This is a genomic window from Streptomyces sp. NPDC102462 (assembly GCF_044765425.1).
Taxonomy (GTDB): Bacteria; Actinomycetota; Actinomycetes; order Streptomycetales; family Streptomycetaceae; genus Streptomyces.
The window spans coordinates 50,252-69,648 of sequence record NZ_JBIWKB010000039.1; the positions used below are offsets into that span (position 1 = coordinate 50,252).

General features: G+C 70.7%; 21 protein-coding genes. 11 read left to right on the forward strand and 10 right to left on the reverse strand.

The window, feature by feature from the left end; translation table 11 throughout:
• Positions 1-7: 7 nt before the first annotated feature.
• Positions 8-202, reverse strand: a complete 195-nt coding sequence (locus ACIRFL_RS28835; RefSeq protein ID WP_404034058.1) for a hypothetical protein — start codon at positions 200-202, stop codon at positions 8-10.
• 65 nt (positions 203-267) lie between these two features.
• Positions 268-618: a DUF6247 family protein gene (locus tag ACIRFL_RS28840; protein WP_404034060.1), complete on the reverse strand. Its 351-nt coding sequence runs from the start codon at positions 616-618 to the stop codon at positions 268-270.
• 109 nt (positions 619-727) lie between these two features.
• On the opposite strand from ACIRFL_RS28840, the gene ACIRFL_RS28845 reads away from it, so the two are divergent.
• A complete protein-coding gene (locus tag ACIRFL_RS28845) occupies positions 728-1,165 on the forward strand; it encodes a Fur family transcriptional regulator (protein ID WP_404034062.1) in 438 nt (145 codons plus the stop codon).
• Between the two features lie 9 nt (positions 1,166-1,174).
• Positions 1,175-2,140 carry a YgfZ/GcvT domain-containing protein gene (locus tag ACIRFL_RS28850; protein ID WP_404034064.1) on the forward strand — a complete coding sequence of 322 codons (966 nt, stop codon included), beginning with the start codon at positions 1,175-1,177 and terminating at the stop codon, positions 2,138-2,140.
• Between the two features lie 25 nt (positions 2,141-2,165).
• On the opposite strand, the gene dtd is transcribed toward ACIRFL_RS28850, so the two are convergent.
• A complete protein-coding gene (gene dtd / locus ACIRFL_RS28855; protein WP_404034066.1) occupies positions 2,166-2,591 on the reverse strand; it encodes a D-aminoacyl-tRNA deacylase in 426 nt (141 codons plus the stop codon).
• 181 nt (positions 2,592-2,772) lie between these two features.
• Between dtd and ACIRFL_RS28860 the strand changes: the two genes are divergently transcribed.
• The 3 genes from ACIRFL_RS28860 (at position 2,773) to ACIRFL_RS28870 (ending at position 6,238) form a co-directional block, all read left to right on the forward strand.
• On the forward strand, positions 2,773-3,390 hold the full coding sequence (locus ACIRFL_RS28860; protein WP_404034068.1) for an aerial mycelium formation protein: 618 nt from the start codon (positions 2,773-2,775) through the stop codon (positions 3,388-3,390).
• A 359-nt stretch (positions 3,391-3,749) separates the two neighbouring features.
• On the forward strand, positions 3,750-4,982 hold the full coding sequence (locus ACIRFL_RS28865; RefSeq protein WP_404034070.1) for a GNAT family N-acetyltransferase: 1,233 nt from the start codon (positions 3,750-3,752) through the stop codon (positions 4,980-4,982).
• A 347-nt stretch (positions 4,983-5,329) separates the two neighbouring features.
• Complete coding sequence (locus tag ACIRFL_RS28870; RefSeq protein ID WP_404034072.1) at positions 5,330-6,238, forward strand: winged helix-turn-helix domain-containing protein; 909 nt, start codon at positions 5,330-5,332, stop codon at positions 6,236-6,238.
• On the opposite strand, the gene ACIRFL_RS28875 is transcribed toward ACIRFL_RS28870, so the two are convergent.
• The gene (locus ACIRFL_RS28875) at positions 6,233-6,421 is read right to left on the reverse strand and encodes a hypothetical protein (RefSeq protein WP_404034074.1); all 189 of its coding nucleotides are present in this window, start codon (positions 6,419-6,421) and stop codon (positions 6,233-6,235) included. The genes ACIRFL_RS28870 and ACIRFL_RS28875 overlap by 6 nt on opposite strands.
• 157 nt (positions 6,422-6,578) lie before the next feature.
• On the opposite strand from ACIRFL_RS28875, the gene ACIRFL_RS28880 reads away from it, so the two are divergent.
• Together ACIRFL_RS28880 and ACIRFL_RS28885 are read left to right on the forward strand one after the other, a co-directional pair.
• Positions 6,579-7,457, forward strand: coding sequence for a GntR family transcriptional regulator (locus ACIRFL_RS28880; RefSeq protein ID WP_404034076.1), 879 nt, complete (start codon positions 6,579-6,581; stop codon positions 7,455-7,457).
• Positions 7,406-8,242 carry an HAD family hydrolase gene (locus ACIRFL_RS28885; protein ID WP_404034078.1) on the forward strand — a complete coding sequence of 279 codons (837 nt, stop codon included), beginning with the start codon at positions 7,406-7,408 and terminating at the stop codon, positions 8,240-8,242. The genes ACIRFL_RS28880 and ACIRFL_RS28885 overlap by 52 nt, the downstream gene beginning before the upstream one ends.
• On the opposite strand, the gene ACIRFL_RS28890 is transcribed toward ACIRFL_RS28885, so the two are convergent.
• The gene (locus tag ACIRFL_RS28890; protein WP_404034080.1) at positions 8,233-8,415 is read right to left on the reverse strand and encodes a hypothetical protein; all 183 of its coding nucleotides are present in this window, start codon (positions 8,413-8,415) and stop codon (positions 8,233-8,235) included. The two genes, ACIRFL_RS28885 and ACIRFL_RS28890, sit on opposite strands and share 10 nt — an antisense overlap.
• A 169-nt stretch (positions 8,416-8,584) precedes the next feature.
• Here ACIRFL_RS28890 and ACIRFL_RS28895 point away from each other — a divergent pair, with 169 nt between their 5' ends.
• Together ACIRFL_RS28895 and ACIRFL_RS28900 are read left to right on the forward strand one after the other, a co-directional pair.
• A complete protein-coding gene (locus ACIRFL_RS28895; protein ID WP_404034082.1) occupies positions 8,585-9,460 on the forward strand; it encodes a GntR family transcriptional regulator in 876 nt (291 codons plus the stop codon).
• A 240-nt stretch (positions 9,461-9,700) separates the two neighbouring features.
• A complete protein-coding gene (locus ACIRFL_RS28900; protein ID WP_404034084.1) occupies positions 9,701-11,875 on the forward strand; it encodes a phosphotransferase in 2,175 nt (724 codons plus the stop codon).
• A 61-nt stretch (positions 11,876-11,936) separates the two neighbouring features.
• Here the strand turns inward: ACIRFL_RS28900 and ACIRFL_RS28905 are convergent, their stop codons facing one another.
• The 3 genes from ACIRFL_RS28905 to ACIRFL_RS28915 all read right to left on the reverse strand — a co-directional run bounded on the left by ACIRFL_RS28905 (position 11,937) and on the right by ACIRFL_RS28915 (position 15,692).
• Positions 11,937-12,779 (reverse strand): nitroreductase/quinone reductase family protein, encoded by an 843-nt coding sequence (locus ACIRFL_RS28905; protein ID WP_404034086.1) that lies wholly within the window; start codon positions 12,777-12,779, stop codon positions 11,937-11,939.
• A gap of 383 nt (positions 12,780-13,162) precedes the next feature.
• A complete protein-coding gene (locus ACIRFL_RS28910) occupies positions 13,163-14,086 on the reverse strand; it encodes an RNA polymerase sigma-70 factor (protein ID WP_404034131.1) in 924 nt (307 codons plus the stop codon).
• A gap of 406 nt (positions 14,087-14,492) precedes the next feature.
• On the reverse strand, positions 14,493-15,692 hold the full coding sequence (locus ACIRFL_RS28915; protein WP_404034088.1) for an NAD(P)/FAD-dependent oxidoreductase: 1,200 nt from the start codon (positions 15,690-15,692) through the stop codon (positions 14,493-14,495).
• Between the two features lie 173 nt (positions 15,693-15,865).
• Here ACIRFL_RS28915 and ACIRFL_RS28920 point away from each other — a divergent pair, with 173 nt between their 5' ends.
• A complete protein-coding gene (locus tag ACIRFL_RS28920; protein WP_404034090.1) occupies positions 15,866-16,237 on the forward strand; it encodes a VOC family protein in 372 nt (123 codons plus the stop codon).
• Positions 16,238-16,711: 474 nt separating this feature from the next.
• On the opposite strand, the gene ACIRFL_RS28925 is transcribed toward ACIRFL_RS28920, so the two are convergent.
• Positions 16,712-17,608: an aminoglycoside phosphotransferase family protein gene (locus tag ACIRFL_RS28925; RefSeq protein ID WP_404034092.1), complete on the reverse strand. Its 897-nt coding sequence runs from the start codon at positions 17,606-17,608 to the stop codon at positions 16,712-16,714.
• A 133-nt stretch (positions 17,609-17,741) separates the two neighbouring features.
• Here ACIRFL_RS28925 and ACIRFL_RS28930 point away from each other — a divergent pair, with 133 nt between their 5' ends.
• The gene (locus tag ACIRFL_RS28930) at positions 17,742-18,305 is read left to right on the forward strand and encodes a DinB family protein (RefSeq protein WP_404034094.1); all 564 of its coding nucleotides are present in this window, start codon (positions 17,742-17,744) and stop codon (positions 18,303-18,305) included.
• A gap of 191 nt (positions 18,306-18,496) precedes the next feature.
• On the opposite strand, the gene ACIRFL_RS28935 is transcribed toward ACIRFL_RS28930, so the two are convergent.
• A complete protein-coding gene (locus ACIRFL_RS28935) occupies positions 18,497-19,372 on the reverse strand; it encodes a hypothetical protein (protein WP_404034096.1) in 876 nt (291 codons plus the stop codon).
• Positions 19,373-19,397: the final 25 nt, after the last annotated feature.

Here is a 19,397-nt window from a genome sequence, read left to right on the forward strand (position 1 = left end):
GCCCCACTCATCCGTTCCACACGATGTTGCAGACGTAGACGCACTCGTGCCTAGGGACCGCGAGGAACTGGATGAACCCGCGGCCGCCGAAGATGGGGAAGTTCCTCAGCCCGCCGGGCTTCCCCTCCGGCCTGCTGCCCGCCGCTTCGGTGTCATGGCCGAGCACAGCCAGTTCCGTGGCGATCCGTTCCACCTCCGCCACCACACCGACCGGGAGCCCCGCGGTCAGGTACTCCTCACTGGGGTTGTAGTCCTACTTCCAGTCGCTCACAGGCCGGCCTCCGCCTCCGCCGCGGCGTGGATGGACCGGATTTCCGCGATGGCGTCCGTCGGGTCCTCCGCTCCCGCGCTGATCACTTCCTCCAGGTGACGCAGTCGCGCCGCGCGGGCCGGGTGGCGCTGGACGGCGACGAAGACGCCCCAGGTGTGGACGAAGGTGCGCAGCGGGGCGAGGGACTGGGCCTGCTGGGCGTTGGTCGTCGCCTGGACGAGATCCTGCACGAACGCCGGCACACGGCTCGGTGTCAGCCTCTCCACCGCGGTGCGCAGCCCCTCGGGGGTGAGGGCAGGCATCGGGATCAGCGGCTCATGGCGCGATTCCGGATACTGAGCGGTCATGGGGCTTCCTCCGTATCGAAGGCCGGTGCTGGGGTCGACAGTACCGATCGCGTCGGGTGTCCGGGTGGGTGCGGTGTGTGGGGGGGGCGTGCCGCCCTAGACTGGGGGTGTGGTGAGCACCGACTGGAAGAGCGACCTCAGGCAGCGCGGCTACCGGCTGACGCCGCAGCGGCAACTCGTGCTCGAAGCCGTGGACACCCTGGAACACGCGACCCCCGACGACATCCTCGTGGAGGTGCGCAAGACCGCGTCGGGCGTCAACATCTCCACCGTCTACCGCACGCTGGAACTGCTCGAAGAACTGGGCCTCGTCTCGCACGCCCACCTCGGTCACGGCGCCCCGACCTACCACCTCGCCGACCGCCACCACCACATACACCTGGTGTGCCGGGACTGCCAGAACGTCATCGAGGCGGACGTGTCGGTCGCCGCCGAGTTCACCGCCAAGCTGCGCGCGAACTTCGGCTTCGACACGGACATGAAGCACTTCGCGATCTTCGGCCGGTGCCGCGACTGCTCCCTCAAGTATTCAACTACCAAGTCGTAGGCTTGTCGCATGAAGAGCCCCCTGCTGTCCCTGCCCGGCGCCGTCCCCGCCGAGGGTGCGGACGAAGGCGTCGCCGCCCACTACGGCGACCTGTTCCGCGAACAGCGCGCCCTCGCCGACGGCACCGGTTTCGTCGACCTCTCGCACCGCGGTGTGGTGACCGTCTCCGGTGCGGACCGGCTGAGCTGGCTGCACCTCCTCCTCACCCAGCACGTCAGCGAACTGCCCGCGGGCGAGGCCACCGAGGCGCTGATCCTGTCCGCGCACGGCCACATCGAACACGCCCTGTACCTGGTGGACGACGGCGACACGGTCTGGGCCCATGTGGAGCCCGGCACCCAGGAGGCGCTGATCGCGTACCTGGAATCGATGAAGTTCTTCTACCGGGTCGAGGTCGCCGACCGCACGGGCGACTTCGCCGTCGTCCACCTCCCCGCCGGTTCGATCGCCGAGGCCCCGGACGGCGTCGTCGTCCGCGAGACGGCATACGGCCGTGACCTGTTCCTGCCGCGCGCGGACCTGGAGTCGTACGCCGAGAAGGCCGGCCCGCCCGCCGGGATCCTCGCCCACGAGGCGCTGCGCGTCGAACAGCACCGGCCGCGCCTCGGCTTCGAGACCGACCACCGCACCATCCCGCACGAGCTGGGCTGGATCGGCTCCGCGGTCCATCTGCAGAAGGGCTGCTACCGCGGCCAGGAGACCGTCGCCCGGGTGCAGAACCTGGGCAAGCCGCCGCGCCGCCTGGTCTTCCTGCACCTCGACGGCAGCGAGGTGCACCTGCCCCCGCAAGGCACCGGGATCCGGCTCGCGGACGAGGACCCCGACGGCCGCAAGGTCGGGTTCATCACGACGTCCGTGCGCCACCACGAGCTGGGGCCGGTCGCCCTTGCCCTGGTCAAGCGGAACGTGCCGGTGGACGCGCGGCTGATGGCCGGGGACACGGCGGCGGCCCAGGAGACCGTCGTCGAGCCCTGACAGGCCCTCTCGGGCTTCCTGGGACTCACATCTCCAGCAGCACGGTGAACGGGCCGTCGTTCGTCAGCGAGACCCGCATCTGCGCGCCGAACCGGCCCGTCGCCACCGTCGCGCCCAGGGCACGCAGCTGCGCGACCACCTCGTCCACCAGCGGCTCGGCGACATCGCCGGGTGCCGCCGCGTTCCAGGTGGGCCGGCGTCCCTTGCGGGCGTCCCCGTACAGCGTGAACTGGCTGATCACCAGCAGCGGGGCGCCGATGTCACTGCACGACCGTTCGTCCTGCAGCATCCGCAGCGACCAGAGCTTGCGGGCGAGCTGCGCCGCCTTCTCCTTGGTGTCCTCGTGGGTGACCCCGACCAGGACGCACAGGCCCTCGCCCTCGATCGCCCCGACCGTCTCACCGTCCACGACGACACTCGCGCCGTCCACCCTCTGCACCACTGCACGCATGCCGACCATGATGCCGGGTGTCCGGGACCGGTCCGCGGGTGGGCCGAAAGGACCTGTCGGCGAGCCGATTTTTGCGCCTTAACCCCCCATCTGGGGCCGTTAGGGGGCAACTCGGCCGCAGAGCGGCCACTTGGGGTGGCACGATGCTCCCGTACGCCGGTCGAGGGGACGGTAGAGGCACATGAGCACACCGAGTATCGGGCAGCCGCCCGGTGCGATCGCGGCCGCCCTGACGGGCGGGCAGGAGTCGCACCGGCCACCCGTCCAGCGCCACGACAGCCCGACGCTGGACCCGGACACTCCGGAGCCCGACCTGACCCTGCTGAGCCTGCCCGAGCTGCGCGCCCTGCGCCGGGACGCCCAGCGCGACGAGGCGGACCTCAGTTACGTACGGCGGCTGCTGCAGGGGCGGATCGACATCCTGCGCGCGGAGCTGGCCCGGCGGGGGCCGGCGTCCGTCGCCGCGGCCGAGGCGGCGTCCGTGGTCGACCGCCTCCCGGAGATCCTCACCGACGCCCCGGCCCGGCAGCGTTCCTCGGCCCGCCATGTCACGGTGGGCACGCCGCACGGCGAGGAGTACCGGCGGCTGGCCGCGGACATGCTCGCCGAGGTCGAGCTGTCCGATCTCACGGCCCGCACGGACCAGGAACTCAGCACGGCGATGGGCCGCCTCGTCCGCTACGAACGGCAGGCATCCCGCCGCCGCCACCACCTCCAGCGCACGGCGGACGAGTGCGGCGCGGAAATCACCCGCCGCTACCGAGACGGCGAGGCCCAGGTGGACGACCTCCTCCTCTGACCCCGGGGTCCTCCACGACCCCGGGGTGACGGGCTCCGGGACGGAGCCCCGTGGGGGTGGGTTTGGGAGCGGCGGGGCCGCGGCGCTGGTTGGCCGTCGGGGATGAGGCGGTGGCGCGGTCATGGTGACGGGGTCCGGGGCGGGCCCCGCGGGGCTGCGTGGGGCGGTGGGGCGGTAGTTTCCGGGGTGGGGTGGTCGTCCGGTGCCGGGACCGCGCGGCGGGGCGCCTGCGTGGGGTGCTGGGGTCCGGGGCGGAGCCCCGTGGGGGTGACTGGGTGGAGGGGCGAGTCGGGTGGGTGGGTGGGTGGGCAGGCGCAAAACGCCGAGACAGCGGAGCGCCCCGCACCTACCGTGACCCCATGACCGACGTCCGCCCCGTCACCGAGACCGAGCTGCCCGACTGGCACCGCGCCCTGAACACCGGCTTCCTGCGCCCGCCCACCCCGACCCCCGAGCAACTGGAGGCGCGCCGCCCCCAGTTCGTCCCCGGCCGCCTCCTGGGCGCCTTCGACGGCGACCGCTGTGTCGCCACGTTCCGCTCCTTCGCCCAGGAGATCACCGCTGTCGGCGGCGCCACCGTCCCCGCGGACGCGATCTCCAATGTGACCGTCTCTCCCACGCACCGCCGCCGCGGCCTGCTCACCCGCATGATGGGCCTGGACCTGGCCGCGGCGAAGGACCGCGGTGACGTCGTCGCGACGCTCATCGCCGCCGAGTACCCGATCTACGGCCGCTACGGCTTCGGCCCCGCGACCTGGACCACGGAGTGGACGGTCGATGTGCCCCGCGCCGGTCTCGACCCCCGCTGGTCGGGCCCGGCGGACGGCGCGCGTATCGACCTGGTGGACGCGGCCGAGGTCCGCAAGGCGGGCCCGGAGCTGCACGAACGCGTACGCCGTGCCCGGCCCGGCGCGGTGAGCCGCGACGACCTGTGGTGGCAGGCCAACACGGGCGCCGTACGCTTCAACGACTGGACCGAGCCGTACTTCGTCGCCTACCGCTCCGCCTCCGGCGACGTGGAGGGCCTGGTCTCGTACCAGGCCGACGACGTCTGGCACGGCAAGCAGCCGCAGAACACCGCCGACGTGAACTGGCTGATCGCCTCGACGCCGGCGGCCGAGCGCGCCCTGTGGCACTACCTGTGCTCGATCGACTGGATCACCAAGGTCAAGAGCGGCCCGCGCGCACCGGACGACCTGCTCCCGCTGCTGCTGCCGGACCCGCGCGCGGCCCGGGTCACGACCCACGCGGACTGGCTGTGGGTGCGCGTCCTGGACGTGGTACGGGCGCTGGAGGCCCGTACGTACGCCGGCACCGGCACGCTGGTGCTGGAGGTCGTCGACCGGCAGGGCATCGCGGGCGGCCGGTTCCGGCTGGCCGCCTCGCCGGCCGGCGCAAGCTGCACACCGACCGACGACGAGGCGGAACTGGTCCTGGACATAGCCGAGTTGGCCACGCTGTGGCTCGGTGACGAGTCGGCCGCGCGGCTGCTGGCGCTGGGCCGTGTCCGGGAAGTACGAGAGGGCGCCGCCCAGATGGCCGACGCCCTGCTGCACACGCCCGGGCGACCGTGGTGCCCGGACCTCTTCTGACTCCTTCCTCCCGGCCGACCGTGTCTAGCGGTGTTCATCCGTGTTCATCCGTAGCGAGCTTGTTCAGTTGTGACTGTGCTGTACGGCTGCTGGGCCGCGATCGTTCAGTTGTCGGTGTTCAGTTGTGGCTGTGCACCGGCGGCGGCGGTTCGATACACGGTCGAGCCGGACCGACCAGGCTCCCGGCTCCCCTCCGGAAGGGAGCCCGGTCGGCCAACCACCGGGAAGTATGACCAGGTTGCCTAAGTTGGCTACCAACTTCACTGTACTTATCTCCGCTTGGAAGCGGCTCATAACCACCTTCCCATGAACTGCCGAAAGATGGCGGGAAGTTGTAGGGTTTCTTCGTGGACCCGGAACACGCCCCCGCCACTGAGCGGGAGAGGTCACAGCGGTCACAGAAGTCACACCACGAGGTGGCCGACGAGTTGCGCGCCAGGATCAGGTCGGGCGTGCTCCGCCCAGGCCAGCGCATGCCCACACAGGCCAGGCTGGCCGATGAGTTCGGCGTGGAGCGCGGCGCCGTACGGCAGGCGTTGCGCATCCTGCAGTCGGAGCGGCTGCTCACCAACGTCTCCAAGGGCGCACCCGCCACCGTGGCCCCCGACCTCGGCCTCGGCCGCGTCCCGGCCGGTCCCGCGGCCCCTCCGCAGCCCACCATGGTGGCCCTCGCGTCCCGGGTGGCGGCCGCCTTCGCGGCCCCGCACGTCGAGATCGACGCCCTGTGCCTGACCTCCGTCTCGCTCACGCTGGCGATCGGCGAGCCGCTGCGTCAGATCCACGCCGGCCGATTGAAACCGGCCAAGGTCGACGTCCGCGTCCTGCTGCCCAGCCGGGACATCGACCTCGCCTTCCCGGCCCCGGTGGAGGCGTCGGCGGCGGGCCTGCTGCACCGCCGCTGGCTGGCCCAGCGCAATGCGCAGGGCCAGGTGCTGCAGCACAACCTGCTGGCGCTGCGCGCCACGCACGGCATCGACGTGCGGGTCACGTTCCGTGCGCTGCCGTTCACCCCGCCGGTGAAGCTGTACCTGCTCAACGGCGCGGAGGCGCTGTTCGCTTACTACACGCTGTCCCGGCGTGAGCGGGAGATCGAGCACGAGCATCTGGAGATGTACGACTCCGACGGCACCCGGTCGATGCTGTTCGGCTTCGAGCAGGGTGCCGGGTTGCGGGACACGACGTTCGTCGAGCAGTCCCATCTGTGGTTCAACGCGCTGTGGGAGACGATCAGTTCGGATCTGCAGCTGTCGTCATAGGGCGGGACCGGCCAGCAGGACGGCGAGCAGTACCGCGCCGGCCGAGCTGACCGCCGGGCTCTTCGCCTTGACGCCTATGGTGAGCAGCAGCAGGCCGGCAATGCCGGTGGCACCGTACTTCCATTGCACGAGCTGTTCGAAGCCGACGACGAACACGGCGGAGATGAGGGCGAGGGCGGGCACGGTGGTTCCCCCTTCGGGTTGCCAGGAAGCAAAACTTCCGCCAATTCAGCCAACTCGGCCAAGTTGGCAACCAACTCTGCTTAGGTTGTCCCCACTTGGCTACTATCCATAAACAACTTCTTGGCAACTCCCGTTAGATGGATCGAAGTTGTAGCGTTTGGTCGTGACCCAGGAGAACGTGGCAGTGAACGGCAGCAGCAGGCTCACTCCCCAGGAGATCGCGGACACCCTGCGGGAACGTATCCGCGTCGGAGAGCTGAAGGCCGGCGACCGGCTGCCCACCCAGGCCGAGCTGGCCGAGGAGTTCGGCGTCGAGCGCGGCGCCGTGCGCCAGGCGCTGCGCGTGCTCCAGGACGACGGCCTGCTCAGCAACGTCAGCAAGGGCAGCCCGCCGCGGGTCGCCGAGCCGGCGCCCGCGCGTGACGAGCCCCAGCCGACCATGGTCGGACTGGGCCCCCGGCTGGCGGAGGCGTTCTCGGCGCCCCGCGTGCGCGTCGACGCCGTCTGTCTCACCGCCGAGACCCTGATGCTGGCGATGAGCGAGCCCCTGCGCCAGATCCATGAGGGCCGCATCCGCCCGGAGAAGCTCGACGTACGCATCCTGCTGCCGTCCAGGGACATCAACCTCGCCTTCCCGGTCCCGGTCGAGGGGCGCGGCGAGGAGGACCCGGTCCACCAGCGCTGGCTGGCGATGCGCAACGCCCAGGGGCAGGTCCTGACGTACAACCTCCACTCGCTGCGCTCCACGCACGACGTCGACGTGCACGTCACGTTCCGTGCGCTGCCCTTCACCCCGCCGGTGAAGCTGTACCTGCTCAACGGGGCGGAGGCGCTGATCGGCTACTACATGGTCGCGCGCCGCGAGGAGCCCACGGACAGCGGGACGCTGGAGATGTACGACACCCTGGGTTCCAAGTCCGTCCTGTTCTCCTTCGAGAAACGGGCCGGGCAGCGGGACGCCGCGTTCGTGGAGCAATCGCAGAAGTGGTTCGACGCCCTCTGGGAAACCATCACGTCGGACCTGACACTCTCCTAGTGACTTCTGATACGACGCAGACCGAACCGGTGACATCCGGGACCGAAAATGACAGCGCGAGCGGGATCCAGCACGCCACCCAGGACGCGACCGAGCAGCTGAGGGAGCTGATCGCGGGCGCCCGCGTCGTGCTCTGGGACTTCGACGGGCCGATCTGCCGGCTGTTCGCCGGACACACGGCGGAGCGCGTGGCGGTCGACCTCGTGGAGTGGCTGGAGGGACGCGGCCTGCACGGACTGCTCACGGATCCGGAACGGGAGTCCCTGGATCCGCACGTCGTGCTGCGCGCCGTGGACCGCAGACACCCCGGCAGCGACCTGGTCGCCGAGCTTGAGGAGCGCCTGACCCAGGAGGAGCTGCGGGCCACGGCCACGGCGATGCCCACCGCGTACGCCGACCCGCTGATCCGCACCTGGACGGCGGTCGGCTCCCGGCTCGCCATCGCCACCAACAACTCCCCGCGGGTGGTGCGTGAATACCTGCTGAGCCGCGGCCTCACCTCCTGTTTCGTCCCGCACGTCTACGGCCGCACCCAGGAACTCCAGCACCTGAAGCCGGACCCGCACTGCCTGAACCGGGCCCTGAGCACCATGGGCGCGGCCCCCTCGGCGGCCCTGATGATCGGCGACACCCCCTCGGACCTCGCCGCCGCGAACGCCGCCAAGGTTCCGTTCCTGGGCTACGCGCGTAACGACCGCAAGGAGAAGATCCTCCGTGACGCGGGCGCCACGGCCGTCGTGCACTCACTGTCGACGATCCTCGCCCTGGTGCGCGCTCAGGCCTGAGTCATCAGCAGGGTGAACACCACGGCGGTCCCGACCGCCAGACCCACCCGCTGCGCCCGTATGCCCATGCCCACCGTCATCAGCAGCAGCACGCCCACGAGCCCGAGCCTCGCCTGTGCCGCCATGCCGAGGAAGAGTTCGAGGAGCGCCCCGGTGACCTGAGGCAGAAGCATGCCTGCCACCCCCTATCCAGTTTCGGCGTCCCATCCATGATCAGTCCAATTGGACTGGTTGTCTGATGATGGTCTGCCCCAGTTGGCTGATCGGTTAACCGATCGGCCAATGCGCCCTTCCGGTGGGGGAATTGGTTTGCCAGTGGCCCGAAAGCGGTACGGTCGAGTCGTGGATGCGCAACACACCGGTGACAGCGGCGGAGGCCGGAAGTTCCAGCGGGTCTCCGACGAACTGCGGACCCGGATCACCGACGGCACCTATCCGCTGCGCTCCTTCCTGCCCTCCGAACGCGACCTCGCCGAGGAGTTCGACGTCTCCCGGGACACGGTCCAGCGGGCGCTGCGGGAACTGGCCAGCGAGAACTGGATCGCCTCCCGGCAGGGCAGCGGCTGGCGGGTGGCCAAGACCCAGCGCATACACTCCCCGACGCCCAGGGCCACCCGCACCAGCCGGGGCGTGACGCTCGGCCCCCTCATCAGCGAGGCGTTCGAGCAGCCCGAAGTCACCCTGGACGTCTACACCTTGACGTCCGAGTCGCTGGACGCCCACATCCGCCTCCAGGTGGAGCGCATCCGCGGCGGCTTCATCCACCCGGAGCGCATCGCCCTGCGCATGCTGCTGCCCTCCGAAGGGCTGCGGCTGCCGTATCCACGGGTCAAGGACGACCCGGCCGACGAGCGCCCCAGAGTGCGCCTGACGGCCATCAGCCGCCGCCACACGGACTCGCTGCGCGGCCTGGTGAAGGACCTGTCCACCGAGGAGCTGGTGGACTCGGTCGACGTGCAGATCCGCCACGTACCGCTGGTCCCGGCCTTCAAGCTCTATCTGCTCAACGGCACCGAGGCGCTGCACGGCATGTACGACGTGATCGAACGTCAGATGGAGCTGGACACCGGCGAGGTGATCACCGCCCTCGACGTCCTCGGGCTCGGCGCCACCCTGACCCACCACGTCACGGACGCCGACCCGAACTCGTCGGGTTCGGTCTTCGTGGCCGGCATGCAGTCGTGGTTCGACTCGGTCTGGAACAAGCTCGCCGAATAGCGCCGCTGCCGGGGAGGGGCAGGCGGGTGCGCTACCATTCGCGCACCGCCGGACGACGTCCCCGTCGCCCAAGGGACGGCGAACCGATCCGTCCAGAACGACCCGAACGACCTGAACGTGAAGTGGCACCCCAACCACCCGTTGTGCGTACTCACATCTGACTCCGGTCGTGCCCGTCAGCACCCGCCATTACTGTGTGGCATACCTTTCGTCCCTCCTGCGAGTCACCCGGAGCGGCCAGTGGGCGCACCTCCTCTTCCCCATCGGCACTACGGGGAACGCGCCGGATCAGACGCCATCGGCGTCTTCGTGGAGCGGGCCGCGGACTTGGGACAGGCGAGCAGCGGACACCACAACCAGAACTACGTCCTGCCGCTGGCCGACGACGTGGCCCGGCTGCTGGGCCGCGAGGCCGGCACCTCGGTGACCGTACGGATCCGCCGGGCCGACGCGCTGCCCGTGGTGATCAGGACCTGGCAGGACGAGGCGGAGATCCTGGACGCCCTGCGGGGCATCCTGCCGCACGTCCCGGAATGCCTCGCCAAGGGCGACGGCTACGCCATCCACAGCTACGTCGAGGGCATCCCCCTGTCCAGCGTGTGCGACAACGGCAAACCCGTCGACACCCTGCTCATCAAGGCGCTGGCCGGCCTGCTCGCCCAGATGGCCCAGGTACGGCGGGAGGCGCTGCCACCGCTGCCGGCCCTCTGGCCGCGCAACGACAAGGACAGCCAGGGCTTCCTGCAGACCCTGGCGCACCTGGCGGACCGGCAGATCAGGCAGCCCAATTGGCGGGCCTTCGGTGGGCTGCTCACCGCGCTGGGCATCCCCGAGGACGCCCTGATCCGGCTGGCCGAGCGGGTCCCCGCCATGGCCCGCCGACCGTACAGCCTGCTCCACGCCGATCTGCACCGCGACAACCTGATCATGTCGTACAGCGGGCTTCCGCCCCTCATCTGCGTCGACTGGGAACTGGCGACCTACGGCGATCCGCTGCACGACCTCGCCACGCACCTCGTGCGCATGCAGTACCCGTCCCACCAGTGGGGAGAGGTGATCGACGCCTGGGCGGACGCCATGCGGCTGATCCGCCCCGCGGCCGTGAGCGGCCTGGGCAAGGACCTGCGCCACTACATCGCCTTCGAACGCGCGCAGTCCGTCTACCCGGACGTGATGCGGGCCGCCAACCGGCTCCAGGCCGCACCCGACCAGAAGAGCCTGGACGACGCGACAGCCGCGGTGCGCCGCGCCCTGGAGGCGGCGGCCGAACCGCTCAGGCTCCGCAACGTGCCGGACGAGCGGGAGATCGAGCGGATCCTGTTCCGCTGGCGTGCCGCCCGCAACGGCGGCCTCGGCCTGTCCGCGAAGGTCAGCGACTGGAACCCCGACCTGCGGGCGCCCGAGCACCCCGACTTCCCCCGTTCCGCCGTGCGCCCGGCCCTGTTCGCCGAGGGTGCCGCGCCGGCCAGCCGCGTCTTCAAGGGGACCGGGCACCTCAATTCCGTGGTGCGGGTGCCGGGCATCGGCTTCCCCGTCGTGGTACGGCGCAAGGTGGCCAACGTCTGCCGGCGCGAGCGCGGCTTCCTGAGCGAGCACGCCGTCCTGCGGGCCATCGAACTGTCCCGGGTCGGGGTGTCCGCACCGAAGTTCCTCGCCCTGGGGACCGGCTACCAGGGAGAACGGTTCGCCATCCACACCTACGAAGGACCGCGCCGCACCGACCAGCCCCCCAACCACCCGGTGCACGGACTGCTGCCGCACGAGGCGGACCGGCTCGTGGACCAGCTCGGCGCCCTGACGCAGGTGAACTACAAGGCACTCGACCCGGCCGCGGGCGAGGGCGGGTTCTACCACTGGCTGTGCGAACAACTCGTCCTGCTGGTGGGGGAGTTGCCGAAGGAGTCCCAGCAGCTCGCCCGGCTGCTCGGGCTGCCCGACGCACCCCGGCTGCGGCAGATCCTGGCCCGGCACACCGTGAGCCACCGGGAACCCGCCCTGCTGCACGGCGATCTGAACCCCTGGAACCTGGTCCGCCGCGAGGACGCGCTGGCGCTCACCCTCATCGACTGGGAGATGGCCGTCGTCGGCGACCCGCTCTACGACCTGGTCCGGCACATGCATCTCACCCCGACCCGGCCGGAGATCCGCGACCGCATGTTCCGCCGCTGGGAGGAGCGGCTGCCCGAGCGGCACACCGTCGACTGGCGGCGGGACTGGCGGGTGTACCGGTGGATCGAGATCGTACGGTCGGCGTACGTCGACCTCGACCGCCTGGTGACCGGAGCGAGCCTGGACGCGCCCAACGTCCGCCGGGCCGTGGACTCGTACGCCATGACACTGGCCGCGGCGACCGGCTCCCTCGGCCTGCCGACCCGCCCCACCGCGAACCCGTACCTGGCCCGCGCCCTGGCGTGAGGGGGCCTCGTGGCCGGGAGCGGAGTCGCGGGGCAGCGGTGCGGCGGATCGGTGACCGCGGTCAGGCCACGGCGGCTTCCAGGAGGGGGAGCAACTGCTCCTCCTCGTAGGCCAGATGGGCCTCCAGCTCCTCGGTCAGGCGCAGCACCTCGGCGCGCGCGGCGGCCGGGTCACGCGTCGAGACCGCACGGCGCAACTCCCCGGTCAGCTCGGCGATCCGCTCGTGCTCACGGACCAGCCGCTCGCGCGCCGACGCGAACCCCGGGTGCCGATCGGCGAGTTGCGGGAACAGGGCGGCGTCCTCGCCCTGGTGGTGGTTGTGCAGGCCCTGGCACAGGGTCAGACAGATCACCCGCAGCTGCGCGCCCAGCGTGGACCCGTTCCCCCGGTCCAGCTCCGCCCGGACCAGGGCGAGTTCGCGCCGGAAGACGTCGTGGATCAGCCGGATCGCCTCGCCCGGCGAGTCGGCGCTCACCTCGGGCGGGCCGGCCTTGGCGATCTCGTGCAGGGCGACCACCGGGATCACCCGGTCCGTCTTCTGCTGGTACTCCGCCCAGCCCGGGTCGGCCTCCACCGCCCGCGCGAAGGCCGCGTCCCGTTCCCCGCCGCGCAGGACGACCGCCTCCGCCTCGTAGGCGAACACCCCGCTCTCGACGGTCACCCGGGGGTGCGCGAGGAGATTGTGGTACCAGTCCGGGTGCCTGGGGGAGCCGCCCGCCGACGCGATCACCAGGACCCGGTCGCCGCCGTCCGGGAGGTAGCCGACCGGGGTGGTGTGCCGGGTGCCGGTGCGGGCGCCCGTCGTGGTGAGCAGGAGCATGCGGGCGCCCTCGAAAGGGCCGCTCAGACGGCCGTGGTGGGCGCGGAACTCCTCGATGATCCGTTGGTTGAAGTCATGGGGCACGCTGTGTTCTCTCTTTCTTCTCCGCGGTGGGTTTTCGTGGTGCAGAGAAGAAAACGGGCGGGCCCCTCGCCCTTCCCCGGGCCCCGTCGGCCGCGGGGGCCTGCGGCCTCACTCAGAGGCCGGGCACCCAACTCGCTCACGGCCCAAGGCCGACCCGGCAGTCATGCCCCGGACGCTACCGCCTCCCACCCACCTCCACCACCCCCTCACCCTCGCCGACGCCGTGCGCCATGCCGCATCCTGGGCCTGATGCTTCTCTTCCTCGACACCGACGGCACGCTGCTCCCCTTCGGGGCGGCCGACCCGTCACGGACGCGGACTTCGCCGTGCTGCGGGGCCGGCTGAACTCCACGGTGCGCTGAGACCGGTGCTCGGTGGTCAGGTCAGTGGAGGGTGAGGGGGGTTTCGGATGTCACTCGGGTCAGTTTCTCCGGGTTGCGGACGTAGTAGAGGCCACTGATGCGGGCGTCCTCGACACGGATCGCGACGACGCCGTCGAACTCGCCGTCCACGCGCACGAGGAGCGCCGGGTTGCCGTTGACCACGGTGGGGTCGCCGGTGATCGTGACGCCGGCCTTGCCGGTGCCGCCGACGATGAATCGGGCCACCTTGTCGGCGCCGACGGTCGGCCGCAGCGCGGCCCTCTTGATGCCTCCGCCGTCGCTGACCATCACGACGTCGGGGGCCAGCACATCGAGGAGGCCCTGGAGATCGCCGGTTTCGAGCGCGCGCCGGAAGGCGTCCAGGGCCGCCCGGGTGGCGCTCGCGGAGACCGTCTGGCGGGGCCGGCGGGCGTCCACGTGCCGGCGGGCGCGGTGGGCGATCTGGTGGACGGCCGCGGGGCTCTTGTCGACGGCGGCCGCGATCTCGTCGTAGCCGACGCCGAAGGCCTCGCGCAGCACGAAGACGGCCCGCTCGGTCGGCGACAGCGTTTCGAGGACGAGCATCAGCGCCATCGACAGGTTCTCGGCCAGCTCGACGTCCTCGGCCACGTCCGGCGCGGTGAGCAGCGGCTCGGGCAGCCAGGGGCCGACGTACGCCTCCTTGCGGCGCTTCAGGGTGCGCAGCCGGTTGAGCGACTGCCGGGTGGTGATCCGGACCAGATAGGCGCGCCGGTCGCGCACCTGCGCCAGGTCGGCCTCGACCCAGCGCAGCCAGGTCTCCTGGAGGACGTCCTCCGCGTCGGCCGCCGATCCGAGCATTTCGTAGGCGACGGTGAAGAGCAGGTTGCGGTGGGCGAGGAAAGCCGCGGTCGCCGGATCGGCGGCCCGGTCGCCCCCCTCCGGTCCGCCCTCTGGTTCGGCCAGGTCGCCCCCCTCGGGTCCGCCCTCCGGCTCGGCCAGGTCGCCCCCCTCCGGTCCGCCTTCCGGCTCGGCCCGGTCGCCCCCCTCCGGTCCGCCCTCCGGCTCGGCCAGGTCGCCCCCCTCCGGTCCGCCTTCCGGCTCGGCCCGGTCGCCCCCCTCCGGTCCGCCCTCCGGCTCGGCCCGGTCGCCCCCCTCGGGTCCGCCTTCCGGCTCGGCCCGGTCGCCCCCCTCGGGTCCGCCTTCCGGCTCGGCCCGGTCGTCCAGCTCCGGGCCGTCCGCTTGCTCCCCTTGCCCCGGTCGCCGACGGCCGTCAAACGGTGCGTGCACGGAAAGTCCCTTCTCGTGGGTGATGTCCTCGCCGGTCGTTCCCCCGGCCCGCGACCGGGGCCGGGGCCGGGGCGTGCCGGGCCTAGGCCGCTCGTTCAGGGGCGGCCGGGGCCTGGGAGACCTTGGCCAGCAGCCGTTGTTCGCGCTTGCCGTCCTTGGCCCACCAGGTGCGCACACCGGGCTTGCGCGCCTCGTACGCCAGTTGCCACACGATGCTCCTGCACACGACCTCCTTGAGCTTCCCGCCCGGGCGTCCGCCGAGGTGGAGCCCGATCGCGGTGTCGTCCCTGTGAGCGAACTGGAAGACGCCGGCGCGGCGCCCCAGGCTGATGCACTGGCCGGCGAACCCCACACTGACGGGTGCGGGCCGCCGGCCCGCGATCCGGCTGAGCACCGTCTCGGCGGCCTGCGGGCCCAGTTGCATCGCTGACTGGCAGCCCATCCGGAACGGCAGGTCCGACGGCGCCGCCGAGTCACCGGCCGCGACGATGCGGATGTCGTCCACGCTCGTCAGAGTCTCGTCCGTGAGGAGGCGGCCGTCGGCATCGGTGCTCAGCCCGCTGCGCGCGGCCAGGTCCGGCACGCCGAACCCGGCGGTCCAGACGGTCACCGCGCTCGGCACCGTACGGCCGTCGTCGAGCCGCACGGCATCCCGTGTCACCGCCGTCACCTTCGTGCCGGGGCCGTCGAGCACGGTCACCCCGAGCCGGGCCAGCCGCCCGGCGACCGAGCGCCGGCCCCGGGGGTGCAGGTAGGGGCCGAGCGGCCCGCCGCAGACCAGAGTCACGGCGCGGCCCTCCTCCGCCAGTTCGGCGGCGGTCTCGATGCCGCTCGGACCGGCTCCGACCACCGTCACCGCGGCCGTCGCGGGCGTCGCGTCGAGCACCGTCCGCAGTCGCCGCGCCTCCTCGAGGCCGGCCACCGGATGGGCGAACTCGGCCGCTCCGGGCACGCTCGGCTCGGCGCTGCCGCTGCCCACCGCGTAGACCAGGTAGTCGTAGCCGTACGTGCGGCCGGCCGCCGATGTCACGCTGCGCTCGGCCACGTCGATCCGGGTCACCGTGTCGACCACCAGCCGGACGCCGCCGGCCAGGACCTTCCGGTAGTCGGCCACCGCGTCGTGCGTCCCGCCCACCAGTTGGTGCAGCCGGACCCGTTCGACGAAGTCCGGGCGCGGGTTGATCAGCGTCACCGTCACGTCGTCGCGCTGCGTCAGGCGACTGGCCGCCATGACACCGGCGTATCCGCCGCCGATCACGATCACTTCGGTGTTCCCCACCATGACGTCTCCTCCGTCCCTCGAACTACGCCCCCAAGACACCGCCCGACGACTCCCCCTGACAGCAAGTGACCCACATCACTCCAGAGCCGTACGCGCGACATGTCCCGCTCTATGGCAGGCAACCGTCTCTAGGGTGTTCTTCGCGGAAGTCCACTGATCGGCCTGGAGTCGCCATGTCCCTGCAGATGGAGTTGGTCGCGATAACGCTCGACTGCCCTGATCCGCTGGCCTTGATGGCGTTCTATCAGCAGGCCACCGGCTATGAACCGCACCCGAAGTCGGACGCCGAGTTCGCCGGACTCAACCGTGAGGACGGACTCTTCATCGGCTTCCAGCGGGTCGCGGACTACCGGCCTCCGAGCTGGCCCGACCAGATCGTCCCCCAGCAGCTTCACATCTGCTTCAAGGTCACGGACAGCCTGGACGAGGCCGAGGCACGGCTGCTGGACCTGGGCGCGGGCAAGCCGGACCACCAGCCACACGGGACCAAGGCCCGAGTCCTCACCGACCCCGCCGGCCACCCCTTCTGCATCCTCACACGCTGATCCCCGGGTAGTTCGGCCCGGCGGTTGAGCCGGTAGTGGCGGTGGGGCAGGCCGCCCCAGGGCTTGCTGCCCCCTCGTTCGAGCCCCCTTTTGAGGACTTCCGGGCGTTCTGGCCCAGGCCAAATGTGGGGCGGCGAAGTGGTGGCGGCACAAGCCCCGCACGACCTGTGGACGGCGACCCCGGCCTCGGTTCGGATTCGGCAGCCATCCTGACTGTCCTGTCTCAGCTAGGTCCGGGCATCTGGGGCCCTCTGACCTGGGGTGCCCGGAGAACTCTGAGACGTCCGGATCTGGGATCGTCTCAGTTTGCTCCGGGTAGCTGTCCTGCCGTGGCGGCATCCGTAACTTGCTCGACTTCGAGACAGCCCGCACCGTCGCCGAGATTCTCAGACCGCGGTCCCCATGGCCGGGCTGCATCGATCCCTGTCAGCGAGTGCATGGCCGGCGGGGAGGCCCAGTCGATCCATGCCGACGTCAAAGGCCCTTCAGGACACGATCAAGTGCGGACCGGCCTGCGGGCCCCCAGTTCGGCTTGCCGCCGGGCAGGCCGCGATCCCCGGCTTGGCCCATCGCCATCAGGAACAGGCTCCTCATCGCGGCCAGTCCGCGCGCCCGTCGCACCGCTGCCTCGTCCGCCTGTGCGTAGCTGTGGAAAAACCGTGAGGCGCCGCCCGCGGGGAGTAGCAGCCAGGCGGCCGCGAGGTCCCACGCCGGGTCGCCGGCGACCAGCGCGCCGAAGTCGACGACACCCGCCAGTGTCCCGTCCGCGACGACGACGTTCGCGGGATGCAGGTCGCCGTGCACCCACACCGGTGGGCCCTCCCACTCCGGGGCCGCCACCGCTTCGCCCCAGACTTCACGGATCTTGTCGGCGAGGCTGGCAGGGGCAACGTCCTGGAAGAAGTGCTCGAAGCCGTCCGTGCAGTCCTTGGGGTGGGCGCCGAAGTCCGAAGCGGTCGGTGCGTCGGCGGGCGCCTCCACGTGCAGGGCCCTGAGGAAGTCCGACAGCGTCTCGGCCGCGTGGTCGCCGCGAGTGATCGAGCCGTGGTCCAGCGGCGTGCCGTCGACCCATGTCATGACGGTCCAGATCTTAGGGAAGCGCTCGGACGGCGCACCGTCCCGTAGAGGGACGGGAATCGGCAGCGGCAGGCGCGAGGCCAGAGTCGGCAGCCACCGGCGCTCCTTGAGCTGGAGATCGGGGCTCGTGTCCATCCGCTGCATCCGGACGGCCAACTCGTCACCGAGGCGCCACATCTGGTTGCCCCAGCCGCCCGCCACTTCGCGGATGGGCAGCTCGGCCAGGTCCGGATGTTGTTCCCGAAGCAGGTCGCGGACCAGATCCTCGCTGATCTCAATCTCGGACTCGATCATGCCGAGTCACCGTACTTGAGGTAGGCGGAGGCCACCTTGCACTTTGGGAGATGCAGCCCCCCGGCTGGATCTCCCGAGCTCTCTGAAGAACCCGCAGGCAAGTGCTGCAGGCCGTTGTATGTAGTGTGCGGAAATGACAAGAAGTGAGCGACTCGCGGAGCAGTTGGACTGGTACTGGCGCAAGAACCTGCGGCCACGGCTGGAGGGTCTTACCGATGAGGAGTACTTCTGGGAGCCGGTGCGCGGCTGCTGGAGCATCCGCCCACGTAGCACGTCGGCCGCACCGATGTCGGCAGGTTCGGGGGAGTGGACGATGGACTTCGCGTCCCCTGACCCGGTGCGAGCGCCGGTGACCACGATTGCCTGGCGGCTGGCGCACATCATCGTCTCGTGCCTGGGCTATCGGGTCGGATGGTATTTCGGCGGCCAGGATGTCGACTTCGAGACATTCGCGTACGCGGGGACCGCTGACGAGGCGCTGAAACAGCTCGATGAGATGTATGGGAGATGGAACGCGGGGGTCCGCGAGCTCTCGGAGGCTGACCTGGAGAATCCGCCCACGGTGGGTCCCGAGCGGTTTCCCATGGAGAACAGGGTCCTGCACGTCAACAGGGAGCTGATCCATCACGGCGCCGAGATTTCCCTGCTGCGTGACCTCTACCGCTGGCAGGACGGAGCTGTACCGCGCCGAATATGACATTCCGTCAACCGTCGATCGAGCTTCGGAAACCTACGTGGACTCCGTGACTGCAAGCTTCAGAGAAGCACGCACCACTGACAGTCGGCGGCCGTCGGCGTGATCACTCTGATGCGCAGTCGCCGTGCCGGGCATCGTCGTAAGTGGCAACACGGTCGAACTTGGCAAGCACCGTAAGAGACCTACGGTTTTCAGGCGGCCTTGGTCTCGCGCAGGATCTGCGTGACGCGGCGGATCATGGCGCCGGTCCTGCTCGGGAGGGCGGGCAGGTTGGTGGCATAGGCGGGGTGGCCTGGTGGGAGCCGTCGCGTGAACTCCTTCATGAAGCGGTCGACATCGCTGGGGAACATGCTCTCGGCGAGGAGGGATCGCCAGGCAGGGGAGGCGACCAGCGACATCATCGTGACGGCCGCTGGATAGGCCGCCGCGTAGAGCTGTGGCCCCCAGGACAGGTAGGGGCCGCGGGGCTTGGCGAGTCCCTGGTCAAGGGCGTCCGGGACGAGCGTGTAGTGATGCGCTGCGAACAGTTTCCAAAGGGCGCCGCCGGTCCGAAAGCACTCAGCGGTGACTCTCTCTCCATGACGTCGGACGAGGCGGTGGTGGCGACGCTGAGCCCAGAGGGTTCCCGGCATCTGCGCGAGGTCGACCTGTTCGCGCGTGACAGCGACGGCTTCGCCGATCCAGAGCCCGTGCTGGAGGCAGGCGTGGGTGTAGATGGGGATCCAGGTCATGACGTGCTGGCCTGGCGTTCGGGTGGCCGTGCAGCGTCGGCAGGCCCAGCGCCGTCGGAGGCGCATGGCCACGACCGGAGGCAGGGAGCGGCCCAGGGGGCTCATGCCGTGCTCGTGGCTCCAGCGCAGTTCCGGCAGCGCGTGCCAGAACGTCTCCCGGGGCAGGCCGGTGAGGATCGTCAGACGCCGCAGAAGCGCGGTGACGGAGTCGTCGTCGTGCGCCAGCCAGCGCGAGGGGGTGTGGAGACGCTCTGCGGGAACGCGGTTGGCGTGGGCCAGTCGCTGGCAGTACGAGTTCAGGGTCTCGTTCGGGAACGGGGGGAGTGGCCGGGGCAACGGCCGGAAGATCACAGGCCGAAAG